General features: G+C 47.7%; 13 protein-coding genes. 12 read left to right on the top strand and 1 reads right to left on the bottom strand.

Features of this window, described 5'->3' with window-relative positions; genetic code table 11:
* Positions 1-11 precede the first annotated feature (11 nt).
* Positions 12-983: a CDF family Co(II)/Ni(II) efflux transporter DmeF gene (dmeF, locus tag DYA43_RS16865; RefSeq protein ID WP_061056107.1), complete on the top strand. Its 972-nt coding sequence runs from the start codon at positions 12-14 to the stop codon at positions 981-983.
* Between the two features lie 10 nt (positions 984-993).
* The gene (locus DYA43_RS16860; protein ID WP_047461411.1) at positions 994-1,410 is read left to right on the top strand and encodes a MarR family winged helix-turn-helix transcriptional regulator; all 417 of its coding nucleotides are present in this window, start codon (positions 994-996) and stop codon (positions 1,408-1,410) included.
* 7 nt (positions 1,411-1,417) lie between these two features.
* Here the strand turns inward: DYA43_RS16860 and DYA43_RS16855 are convergent, their stop codons facing one another.
* Positions 1,418-2,002, bottom strand: coding sequence for a LysE family translocator (locus DYA43_RS16855; protein WP_061055965.1), 585 nt, complete (start codon positions 2,000-2,002; stop codon positions 1,418-1,420).
* Positions 2,003-2,113: 111 nt separating this feature from the next.
* Here DYA43_RS16855 and DYA43_RS16850 point away from each other — a divergent pair, with 111 nt between their 5' ends.
* The 10 genes from DYA43_RS16850 (at position 2,114) to tssJ (ending at position 11,825) form a co-directional block, all read left to right on the top strand.
* Positions 2,114-2,557, top strand: coding sequence for an Lrp/AsnC family transcriptional regulator (locus DYA43_RS16850; protein ID WP_032082175.1), 444 nt, complete (start codon positions 2,114-2,116; stop codon positions 2,555-2,557).
* Between the two features lie 423 nt (positions 2,558-2,980).
* Positions 2,981-3,265 (top strand): type VI secretion system PAAR protein, encoded by a 285-nt coding sequence (locus DYA43_RS16845; RefSeq protein ID WP_020329726.1) that lies wholly within the window; start codon positions 2,981-2,983, stop codon positions 3,263-3,265.
* On the top strand, positions 3,249-4,256 hold the full coding sequence (locus DYA43_RS16840) for an SEL1-like repeat protein (RefSeq protein ID WP_047462520.1): 1,008 nt from the start codon (positions 3,249-3,251) through the stop codon (positions 4,254-4,256). The genes DYA43_RS16845 and DYA43_RS16840 overlap by 17 nt, the downstream gene beginning before the upstream one ends.
* A 381-nt stretch (positions 4,257-4,637) precedes the next feature.
* Entirely contained in the window at positions 4,638-5,147 is a 510-nt protein-coding gene (tssB, locus tag DYA43_RS16835; protein ID WP_024375571.1) for a type VI secretion system contractile sheath small subunit, read from the top strand.
* Between the two features lie 46 nt (positions 5,148-5,193).
* The gene (tssC, locus tag DYA43_RS16830; RefSeq protein WP_020329729.1) at positions 5,194-6,669 is read left to right on the top strand and encodes a type VI secretion system contractile sheath large subunit; all 1,476 of its coding nucleotides are present in this window, start codon (positions 5,194-5,196) and stop codon (positions 6,667-6,669) included.
* A 2-nt stretch (positions 6,670-6,671) separates the two neighbouring features.
* Positions 6,672-7,109: a type VI secretion system baseplate subunit TssE gene (tssE, locus tag DYA43_RS16825; protein ID WP_004727193.1), complete on the top strand. Its 438-nt coding sequence runs from the start codon at positions 6,672-6,674 to the stop codon at positions 7,107-7,109.
* 5 nt (positions 7,110-7,114) lie between these two features.
* Positions 7,115-8,884: a type VI secretion system baseplate subunit TssF gene (tssF, locus tag DYA43_RS16820; RefSeq protein WP_061055964.1), complete on the top strand. Its 1,770-nt coding sequence runs from the start codon at positions 7,115-7,117 to the stop codon at positions 8,882-8,884.
* Positions 8,848-9,864 carry a type VI secretion system baseplate subunit TssG gene (gene tssG, locus DYA43_RS16815; protein WP_020329731.1) on the top strand — a complete coding sequence of 339 codons (1,017 nt, stop codon included), beginning with the start codon at positions 8,848-8,850 and terminating at the stop codon, positions 9,862-9,864. Before tssF ends, tssG begins: the two co-directional genes overlap by 37 nt.
* A 3-nt stretch (positions 9,865-9,867) precedes the next feature.
* On the top strand, positions 9,868-11,346 hold the full coding sequence (gene tagH / locus DYA43_RS16810; protein ID WP_061055963.1) for a type VI secretion system-associated FHA domain protein TagH: 1,479 nt from the start codon (positions 9,868-9,870) through the stop codon (positions 11,344-11,346).
* Positions 11,347-11,348: 2 nt separating this feature from the next.
* Positions 11,349-11,825, top strand: coding sequence for a type VI secretion system lipoprotein TssJ (gene tssJ, locus DYA43_RS16805; protein WP_020329733.1), 477 nt, complete (start codon positions 11,349-11,351; stop codon positions 11,823-11,825).
* The last annotated feature ends 1 nt before the right edge of the window (position 11,826 follow it).

Here is an 11,826-nt window from a genome sequence, read left to right as displayed (position 1 = left end):
AAGTATTTATTATGCAATCACCAAGTTGTCCTCAATCTCATACCTTTTCTTATGCGAACGAAAAAGGTGAAAAGCGCACACTGTATGTGTTGTTGTTAACGCTGATCACCATGGCGGTCGAGATCAGTGCGGGTTCTATTTACGGATCTATGGCGTTGCTGGCTGATGGCTGGCATATGGGCACTCATGCCGCGGCATTCTGTATCACGCTGTTCACGTTTCGTTACGCACGTAAACATCAGGACTCACGTCAGTATACGTTTGGGACTGGCAAGGTGGGCGTGTTGGGGGGCTACACCAGCGCAATTGGCCTGGGATTAGTGGCGCTATTTATGTTTGGCGAATCGCTGCATCGTCTGTTCAATCCGCTGTCAATCCAGTTTAATGAAGCGATTTTAGTGGCTGTGATTGGTTTGATTGTGAATGTTGTCAGTATGTTTTTATTGCACGACCATCACGACCATCACGACCATCACGACCATCACGACCATCACGACCATCACGACCATCATCATGAACATGAACATGAACATGAACATGAACATGGCCATGCTCATGAGCATCATCATGATCACAATCTCACAGCAGCGTATATGCATGTTCTGGCTGACGCACTGACGTCGTTGCTGGCCATTGCAGCATTGATTGTGGGCAAATATCTGGGTTGGGTATGGTTGGATCCAATCATGGGTATCGTGGGGGCGTTGGTGATCACCAAGTGGGCGATTGGTTTGATGAAACAGACGGCGCCAATATTGCTGGATGCACATATTGGCCGTGATTATGAGCAAAAAATTCTGACCAAGCTGGCGCAGAGTGGTGCCGATGTGATGGATATCCATATGTGGAAAGTGAGCTCCAGTCATTACGCAGCGACGATTCGCCTTAAAGCTGAAGCTGAGAAAGATGCTGAGTACTTTAGACAGCAACTGACCGAGTTTGATAAACTGCACCACCTCACACTAGAGGTGAATACCAAGTAAAGGCAAACACATGCAACATCTGACTGAACTCAACAATCTGATCACCGAGTTTTACGACAAAATGTCCTCTTGGGAACTGTCAGTGGTCAAAGAAACCGGTTATTCACTGGCGCAGATCCACACGTTGGAGGTGTTGGGCAGTCATGGTGCGATGCGGATGAAAGAGCTGGCCAATCGCTTGAGTATCACGACGGGCACGCTGACCGTTCAGGTTGAAAAACTGGTGCAGGCGGGGTTGATTGAACGTCAGTCGTTGGAAGGCGACCGACGTTCCATTGTGGTTGATCTAACTGAGCAGGGGCAAAGTGTTTATCGCGAGCACAATGCGCTGCACATCGCGCTTACGCAGGATTTGACCCGCCACTTTACCGAACAGCAGCACCAGGCTCTGGTGCAAATGCTGACTCAAATGAACAAAGAGTTCTGATCGTACCTCACAACATCGGCACGGTGGACAGCAGGAGCAAACCGCCCATCGAGCCGTTAAACCAACGCACATACTTCGGATGTGTCATCCAATGGCTGAGCTGTTTTCCTGCAGCCGTCCACACGCTGACGGACGGAATGTTCACTGCCGCGAACACCAACGCAATCAACAGTAATTGAGCCCAACTTGCACTTTGGTTATAAACACTGACTGCCGTTAACGCCATTGACCAACCTTTGGGATTGACCCACTGAAACATGGCTGCTGAAAGAAACGACATCGGCTTATATTGATGGTTTTTATTTGCTGGCGTGCTGCGAGCAATTTTGATCGCCAGATAGACCAGATAAACCAGACATGCCACGTGCAGGATCTGCTGCAGCACTGGGTAGGCTTGAAACAATCCCGTCAGGCCAACGCCCACTAACAGCACCATGACACTAAACCCAAACGTAACGCCCAACATATGGGGAATCGTACGCCAGAAGCCTACGTTGGCACCGGACGTCATGAGCATGATGTTATTCGGGCCTGGGGTAAAGGTTGATACAAAAGCGAAAGCCACCAGCGGGCCCCATTGACTGGAATCCATACAAAGTTACTCATTCATCATCAAAACATATGAAAAATAGTAATGGTAGCTGAGCGCAATTTTGTGCTTATATTTGTGTATTATTGAAGTTTTTAGCAATGGATGGTGGCAATGGATAAGTTTGACGAAAGAATATTGCGTGAGTTGCAGCAAGACGGCCGAATCTCCAATGTAGAGTTGGCGGAACGGGTGGGTTTGTCGCCCTCAGCCACGCTGCGTCGAGTTCAGGAGCTGGAACGTAAGAAGGTCATCAAAGGCTATCGTGCGGTGTTGGATAAAACTCAACTGAATGTTGGGTTTATTGCCTACGTCTCAATTGGTTTGAACAGCCATACTAAAAAGTCGCAACTGAGTTTTGAAGATCATGTGCGCTTTGCAGATGAAGTCGTGGAATGCCATAACATTACCGGAATGAATGAATATCTGCTTCGGGTTGAAACAAAGGACCTCTCGGCTTATAAACGTTTTCATGCTGATGTATTAGGAGAATGTCTACAAGTGCAATCGATTACAACCATGGTGGTTATGGATTCACCCAAAGATGAACGGCAATAATATTAGGAAAATATATTTTAGAAATATCAAACAATAATATTCAACTAGATGAATTAAATTAAAAATGAAAAGTAATTATTTACTCAATATATAGAGTTATATTTTCTCTCAAAAATAAGACATTATTAATATATTTATTATCGACTAGAAGTGATATTCAGCCACAAAATTGATCAATTAAATGACAAATGTGTATATTGTGATGATTTATTAGAGCTTTTACTTTATTAAATTTCATTTCTCTGACATTGATAAACCATCGAGCAAATTTTTGTATTGGTTTGGGTAATGTATTGCTTGTTATGGGCAATAACTTGCCTGATTATGTTCTGGTTTAACCAGTTGCTGGATAAACAATGGGTATACATTTTGCTTTTATAAGAGCCACACATATTTTAATGATGGTTCAGAGAAGAGTTTGTTATGGGAAATGGCATAGTAGTCGGGCATATCGGGTCAGCACATGATGGATTCCCTCCGACTCCGGTCACTGCGGGTTCGGGTTCGGTCAAAATTGATGGCATTCCTGCCGCTCGTCAGGGGGACCCGCTTGCACCGCATGATAAACCGAAAAATCCAGCTCACCCGCGCAGTATTGCGGCAGGCTCTGCAACCGTGATGATTGATGGCAAGCCCGCAGCAAGAGCTGGCGATGCAGTGGATTGTGGTGGCGTGTTACAAGGTGGTAGCAGTGTCAACATTGGTTAAGTCTTGTCTGGTTTCTCTTGTTCTCTCCTTTGGCGTGACGAGCTTTGCTACGCATGGTGAAGATTACGATGCCAAGTTGTTGAACGCGCAGCAGGCGTTCGAAAGTGGTCGCTTATTGCGCGCCCAGTTTAAAAATGTTGAGTCTCGCCAGTATCTGAAACACGCAGCGGACAATGGCAATGCTGATGCGGCTTACCTTTATGCTATGGAACTTTCCAACTATCGGACGACGATTCGTACCCCGCCGCAAGCCCGTGAATATTTGCTTCAGGCTGCACAAGGCGGTAACCGCCACGCGATGCAACATTTGTATCAGAATGGTCAATGGCTGAGTAAAAAGGAACGCGAGCAGTGGCAGCATCAATACCACGACACGCTGATTCGCTTGGGGCAGCTTAACCCGGCGCAAGCTTTGTTTGAATTGGCGCAGTACTACCATTCAAGCAATAAAGAACTTTCAGAATATTACCTGGTTAAAGCAATGGCTTTTCATCATCCGCGAGCATTAATGGAGCAGGCCAGACGGATAGAAAGTGGTTCTGGCTCATATATGATGCCTGGTTCTCGTGACACCAAAGTGCGTGAAACGTATCTGGCTGCGGCTAAAACAGGTTATGTTCCGGCAATACGCGCCTATATCAACTTGTTGGAAGATAAAGGTCGCTACGAAGAAGCATTCGAATGGCGCCAGAAGGCCTTGCAGGCCGGAGATCTCACATCGCTAGCCGCACTGGGTTTCATTTACAGCGGACAAGGAGAAGCTTATCCGTTTGTGGAAACCGACTTGGTGCGAGCAAAAGCTTACTTCGATCTGTATCTGGAAACGGCGGGGACGGACCGCTTAGAAAATCTCCATTCTGCAGTGGCTGAAAAGTATCAACAATTGGCACCACGTATTACCTCTGAGCAAGAGACTGCGGCAGATACATTAGAATTAAACCTGAAAAAAAATGTCGACTTTTATAACCATGATCTGTTCTGGGATATTTAGTTTATTTCAATATTAGCGATAGATAATAAGTGTGATAAAAGTAATCGTTTTTGGGGTGAAGATCATATTCTTGTGATTTTTGTGCAACAAAACATTATTAAATGAATAGAATATGCTCGCTTTCGAATATCAGGAATAGGGAGATTGGCTTGTCTCTTTATTCATAGTTTTATAAATAAAAGTTTATATGTAAGTTTAACTTGTATTATTCAATGGTTATATTTGTCTGACGAGAAGTCGGGTGAATTAATCAATTTCAAGAAGTTATATTTACTAAAAATCAAATAAGATAATTAAGATATTTCTAATGTGTATTATCAATCAGATATTTACACAACTATTTCATTGACAACGACTGGCATAGGTATTTGGAGACGTTATATGTCTAAAGAAGGAAGTGTAGCTCCTAAAGAGCGCATTAATATTAAGTATATTCCTGCGACTGGGGATGCACAGGCTGAAGTGGAATTGCCATTAAAAACCTTAGTGGTTGGTGATTTCAAAGGCCATTCAGAAGAGACGCCAGTAGAAGAGCGCTCAACCGTTTCTGTGGATAAGAATAACTTTGAAGCCGTAATGCGTGAAAGCAATCTCAAACTGACGACAACAGTGAAGAACAAACTGGGTGAAGATGAAAACGCCGATCTACCGGTGGAACTGAGCTTCAAATCCCTTGCGGATTTCTCCCCAGATTCTGTGGCTTCGCAAGTTCCTGAATTGAAAAAATTGATTGAGTTACGTGAGGCGCTGGTGGCACTGAAAGGTCCGCTGGGCAACATTCCTGCGTTCCGTGAGCGCTTGCAAGATCTGCTGAACTCGGAAGAGTCGCGCGAGAAACTGCTGGCAGAACTCAGTCTTGTTAGTGAGTCAGAAGAGCAAACTCAAGCCTAAGTTGACTTGATACTTTTGTCATTAATTATTAATCAGGAACAAAAAGATGTCTACTACTGAAACGGTACTGGAAAGACCGCAGCTGGCTGAAGGAAGCCTGCTGGACGAAATTATGGCGCAAACCCGCATCGCTCCAAGCGAAGAAGGGTACGATGTTGCGAAAAAAGGTGTTGCAGCATTTATTGAAAATCTGATTGGTGGCAACCAGTTAGATGAAGCAGTGAATAAATCTCTGGTCGACCAGATGTTGGTTGAACTGGACAAAAAAATCAGCGCGCAGATGGATGAAATTCTCCACGACGAGAAATACCAGCAAATGGAATCGGCTTGGCGTGGCTTGAAACTGTTCGTTGATCGTACCGATTTCCGCGAAAACAACAAAGTTGATTTGCTGCACGTCACCAAAGAAGAGCTGCTGGAAGACTTTGAATTTGCACCAGAAACAACTCAATCTGGCTTATACAAACACGTTTACTCCTCAGGTTATGGTCAGTTTGGTGGTGAACCAACCGGCGCTATCATTGGCAACTTCGCTTTCACGCCATCAACACCGGACATGAAACTGCTGCAATACATGGGCGCATTAGGCGCAATGGCGCACGCACCTTTTATCTCTAGTGTTGGCCCGCAATTCTTTGGCATCGATTCTTTTGAAGAGCTGCCAAACATCAAAGACATCAAGTCTACGTTTGAAAGCCCGAAATACACCAAATGGCGTGCACTGCGTGAGTCAGAAGATGCACGTTACATTGGCCTGACGGCGCCTCGTTTCCTGCTGCGTGTTCCTTATGACCCAACAGAGAACCCAATCAAATCATTCAACTATTCAGAGAACGTGAGCCAATCGCACGAGCATTACCTATGGGGTAATACGGCGTTTGCATTCGCAACTCGTTTGACAGATAGCTTCGCGAAATACCGTTGGTGTCCAAACATTATCGGCCCACAAAGTGGCGGTGCGGTTGAAGATCTGCCAGTACACGTATTTGAATCGATGGGCGCGCTGCAAAGCAAGATCCCAACGGAAGTGCTGATCACTGACCGTAAAGAGTTTGAACTGGCAGAAGAAGGTTTCATTGCTCTGACCATGCGTAAGGGCAGCGACAACGCCGCATTCTTCTCGGCAAACTCCATTCAGAAAGCCAAGATCTTCCCGAACACCAAAGAAGGCAAAGAAGCAGAAACCAACTACAAGTTGGGTACGCAACTGCCTTACATGATGATCATCAACCGCTTGGCACATTACGTGAAAGTGCTGCAGCGTGAACAGATTGGTGCTTGGAAAGAGCGTCAGGATCTGGAACGTGAGCTGAACGCTTGGATCAAGCAATTCGTTGCCGATCAGGAAAACCCGCCAGCAGACGTACGCAGCCGTCGTCCACTTCGCGCCGCGAAAATCGAGGTGATGGACGTGGAAGGCAATCCAGGTTGGTACCAAGTTTCTCTGGCTGTTCGTCCGCACTTTAAGTACATGGGGGCGAACTTCGAACTGTCGCTGGTAGGCCGTCTGGATCAAGCATAACCATGACTTACATTGCACCTGAAGAGAGTGCATTTGGTGTTGGCTTCTTTGAACGTTTGGAAGCCAATGCTAAACCCATGTCTCTGACCCAAGGGCCAGATGCATGGGATGTACTCGAATCCGTTAAGCGTAATGTGTCCAATATCCTCAATACACGAATCGGTGGTGCTCAAAGCGCCCCGCATCTCGGGTTAGTGGATTTTAACGACGCTACTTTGGAAACCATGGACTTGTCGCTGCGCATCAAACTGGCGATTCAGCATTGTCTGGAACGTTATGAGCCGCGCTTAAAACAGGTACTAGTGCGTGCCGACTCGGACCATTTCAATCCTTTAACGCTGCGTTTCCACATTGTGGCCAGCATTAACTGCGATGCATTACACAAGAAAGTTCAGTTCAGTCTGTTACTGGATCAAAACAGAAAGTATCGAGTGTTTTAATCACCATGACTCAAGACAAGTATTTCAGGGAAGAGCTCGCTTTTCTTAAAGAGCAGGGGAGAGAATTTACCGAAATTCACCCTCAGCTGTCGCGCTTTCTGCATGGCAGAACAACCGACCCGGACGTTGAACGTCTGTTGGAAGGTTTTGCGTTCCTGACTGCGCGTCTGCGTGAAAAAGTCGAAGATGAATTCCCTGAACTGACACACTCGATCATCAACATGCTGTGGCCGAACTATTTGCGGCCCGTGCCGAGCATGAGTGTGGTGGCCTTTACACCGGACAAAAGCGTCAGTGAAAAGCAGACCATTACACGCGGCACACAACTGGATAGCAAACCCGTGTTTGGCACTAAATGCCATTTTCGAACCTGTCGAGATGTTGCTCTCTATCCGCTTCATTGTCTGGACGCCAACGCGGAACACACGCGCGAAGCAACCACCATTAAATTAGTGATGAAGATGAACGGCGACATTTCGATTGGTGATGCTGAACTGGGTGATTTGCGTTTTTACTTAGGTGGGGACAAGTACAGTTCACAAATGCTGTATCTGTGGCTCAACCACTATCTGGATAAAGTCACCGTTGAAGTGAATGGTGCGGTGTTTACTCTGCCGCGTAATACGTTTGCAACAGTGGGCTTTAAGAGCGACGAATCGTTGTTGCCTTATCCAACTAATGTTTACGAAGGCTACCGCATTTTGCAGGAATACCTGTCATTTCCGGAAGCGTTCCACTTTTTTGATCTCAAGGGATTGGGGCAAGCACTGCCAAAATCGGTGCACGGCGAATTCACGCTGCACATTCATTTATCCAAAACGTTGCCTGCCGACGTTCGCGTGCGTAAGGACAATTTTCAGCTCTATTGCACCCCAGTGATCAACCTATTCGAACATGATGCCGACCCAATCGATCTCAATGGTCGCAAATCGGAATACCGTATTGTGCCGTCAAGCCGCTATCCGGCGCACTATGAAGTGTTCAGCGTTGATAGCGTGGTGGGTTGGCAGGACAACAGCCAAGCGGGTCAACGGGTGCGTGGCGAGAAGCGTGTGTACTCCTCATTTGAAAGCTTTCAGCACGAAGTAGAACGTGTTCGTCATCGTCAGGCGTTGTATTACCGCACACGCATTAAAGAAAGCATTCGCGGTGACGGCTTTGACTCATTTGTGTCCTTTATTCGTGGTGATGAAACCTTGTCGGTAGATGTTGATGAAGCGGTGTCAATCAAACTGACCTGCACCAACCGTCTGTTACCGTTGGAACTGGGCATTGGTGACATTTGTGAGCCGACCGATACCTCGCCGCCGTATGCGACGTTTCGCAACATCACCGTGCCGTCGCAGTCACTGCGTCCGGTTCTTGATGGCAGCCTGCTGTGGACACTGATTTCCAACTTGTCACTCAACTATTTGTCGCTGCTGTCCAAAGATGCGCTCAGCTGTGTGTTGCGTGCTTACGATTTTCGCGCGCTGGTCGATCGTCAGGCAGAGCGTGTGGCGCGTCTGCGCATGGACGGCATCAGCAAAATCGAATCACAACCGGTGGACAAAATGCTGCGAGGCTTACCCGTGCGCGGCCTGCAATCGACCCTCTACATTGATCAGGCTGGTTTTGGTTCAGAAGGCGATTTGTATCTGTTTGGCACGGTACTGAGCCATTTTTTTGCGCTCTACGCCAGCATCAATTCGTTTCATGAGCTGGTCGTCATCAACGTTAGTAACCAAGAGAAATACACATGGGGAACACAGACCGGAATGCAGCCGTTGATATGACGGCTGACAGCCAGCTGGTGCCCCAATCGCACTTGCCTGGTGATGTACGTGCTTACAACTTCTATCAGTTGGTCGAATTGTTACAAAAACTGCAGCAATTCAACCCAGAGTCGGAAGAGTGGGAGCGTCAGTGTCAGTTGGTATTCAGTGCAAACCCAAGCCTTGGTTTTTCGCCATCAGACGTCAATTCCCTGCACGAGCGCGCAGATGAACGCCTGGTGATGCTGACCAACTTTTTTGGCTTGTCTGGCGCGCAGTCACCCTTGCCAGGATTCATCATCGAGCAACTGGTTAATGAAGAGCCGGGTGGTTTTAAGCAGCCATTTCTCGATTTTTTTAACAATCGGCTGATCAACCTCGTGTATCGCATCTGGCGAAAGTATCGCTATTACGTGCGCTTTCAGCCGGATGCTAAAGACGCCTTTTCCGCTCAGTTGTTTGCATTGGTCGGGCTGGGTGATACCGACTTGCGCGGTGAGACCCCCATCAACTGGTGCAAGATGCTGGCTTACGCTGGCACTTTGGCCGGACGTAGCCGCTCACCGCAGGTGGTGGCCGGCATCATCGCCCACTGTTTCGATTTGCAGGATGTGCAAATTCGCCAGTGGGTGCGCCGTAAGGTGCATATCGACAAATCCCAGCAATTGTCGCTGGGGCAGCAGAACGCTCAACTGGGCGTTGACAGCATGGTGGGTGAATCAGTGATGGACTGCAACGGTAAGTTTGTCATCTGTATCGGTAAGTTGTCGCGCGAGCGTTTCGCCGATTTTCTTCCTTCCGGTAAGGAACACCAACCGCTGTGTAAATTGGTGGAATTTATTTTGCGTGAGCAGATGGCCTACGACGTAGAGCTGACCATGGATGAAGATGAAGCGCCAAAACTGAGCCTGGCCGCTGACAGTGGTGTGGCTCTGGGATGGACTTCGTTTCTGGGTGACAACGCGCAAGACCAACACGTTCTGATTCAAGTGAGGCAATAACAGATGAACGCAATGACTCAGACGTCACTGATCCTTCAGGTGGCTAACGTACAACTGCTCGAATCGGGCCTGACCGCTCAGTCACACTGGACTGCAGAAGGCGGCAACATCGGATCTGAATCATGGGCAACCTGGCGACTGAAAGATGCTCAAGGCCGCGTGAAACCGCAGCATTGCGCGATTGTCTCGATTGATGGTGCGTTTTGTGTTCGCGATTTGTGTGGTGACACCTATGTGAATGGATCACACATGCCGCTGGGTAAAGATCAGTTGGCGAAGCTGGAACACAAAGACGAAATCACCGTCGGGCCTTACCAGTTACGCGTGTCATTTGGTCATGCGGACGATCATGAGCGTAATTCTGGTCCGCTGGATGCGATGTTTAAAGCCGATCAGGTCGATCTGCTGGCGGATGAACCTTTCGATGATGAAGAACTGTTGGACGACGATCAACCTGCTGTTAATGCCGATCCACTACTGGCACTTGATGCGCTGCTTGAGGCCAAAGACGACGCCGATGCACTGCTGCGTGATGTTGAGCTGAAAGAAGACAGTGACAAGCCACAATCCTTGGTGCCGGAAGATAACCTGGTTCTTCATGATTTGAAATTTACTCCGCAGGCAGACAGCGAATACGAAATGACGTCATCAATCCGATTGAAAAAAATTCTGGGCTTTGGCCAGCGCAAAGATGATGCCGCGCAACGCGACATTGAGCCTGAGCATCAGCCGCTACAACAAACAACAGCACCATCACTACAAATCAATACTCACAACGTATCAGAGGGCTTAATAATGGATGAAAAAGTATTGGATCTTCTTGAAGAAGAAGTCGCCAAAAGTCTGCAACCAGCTAAGGCAGAAAGTGCCACAAGTTCCGCTGGCGGTAAACATTTGCTGACTGGCCCAATGCTGCAGGGACTGGGAATCGATCTTAGTCAGGACACTGACATGGAACGCATGCACTTTTTGTCTCAGGAACTGGGTGAGTCGCTGCAGGCGTGTGTCAAAGGCTTGCTGGAACTGCATCAACAAGTCAGTGAGGGTCGCTTTGGTACCATGAACCGTAACCTGCAACCTATCGAAGATAACCCACTGCGTCTGGGGCTCTCTTACGAGCAAACTATCCGCACCATGTACGATGCCGACAAGAGTTTGGTTCACCTCTCTGCACCAGCGGCGATTTCAGAAAGCCTGAAGAACGTGCGCGACCACAACGAAGCAATGCAACATGCGACATCGGAAGCGCTGAATCAGATTCTGAACGCGTTCTCTCCGCAGGTGTTGTTGCGCCGTTTCCATCACTACAAACGCAATACAGACAACAGCACAACCTCGGATGAAGCGTGGGCGTGGAACATGTACTGCAACTACTACCAAGAGCTGACTTCCAACCGTCAACGCGGTTTTGAAAAGCTGTTCTGGGAAATTTTCGAACAGGCTTACGACAAGAAAATTCGTGAGAAGCAACTGGAGCTCTAATCGTGAACAAACTGCTGTTTATGCTGCTTTCGTTGCTGGTATTGACCGCCTGCAGTTCGACGGAACCGTACGAGCCAGCGAAACAGCCGACGAAAGTCACGTTCAGTCTGCTCGCTGATGACGGGGTGAACCCTAGTATCTGGGGTGAAGCGTCTCCGGTCGAGATTCAGGTGTTTGAACTCAAAGATGACTCGATGTTCATGTCCGCCGATTACGACCAACTGAAAGCGGACTACAAAAAGGCGCTTCGCAGCAACTTCGTCAAAAATTACGACTACGTGCTGATGCCGGACCAGTTCAAGTTTGTGAATGCGTTTGAAGTGGATGAAGAAACAAACTACATCGGCGTGATGGCGCACTTTTCTGATCCGGAAATCAGTGAATGGAAAAAGGCCGTCAAAGTGCTGAACAAAGGCAGGGAATACCATCTGCTGATGTTTTTCAAAGATTACGATGTGAAATTGGATAGGGTGGAATAAC

The sequence above is a fragment of the Vibrio fluvialis genome (genome assembly GCF_900460245.1).
In the GTDB taxonomy this organism is placed as follows: domain Bacteria; phylum Pseudomonadota; class Gammaproteobacteria; order Enterobacterales; family Vibrionaceae; genus Vibrio; species Vibrio fluvialis.
Note: the sequence above shows the minus strand (reverse complement) of the source record. Positions and strands in the feature narration are given on the sequence as shown.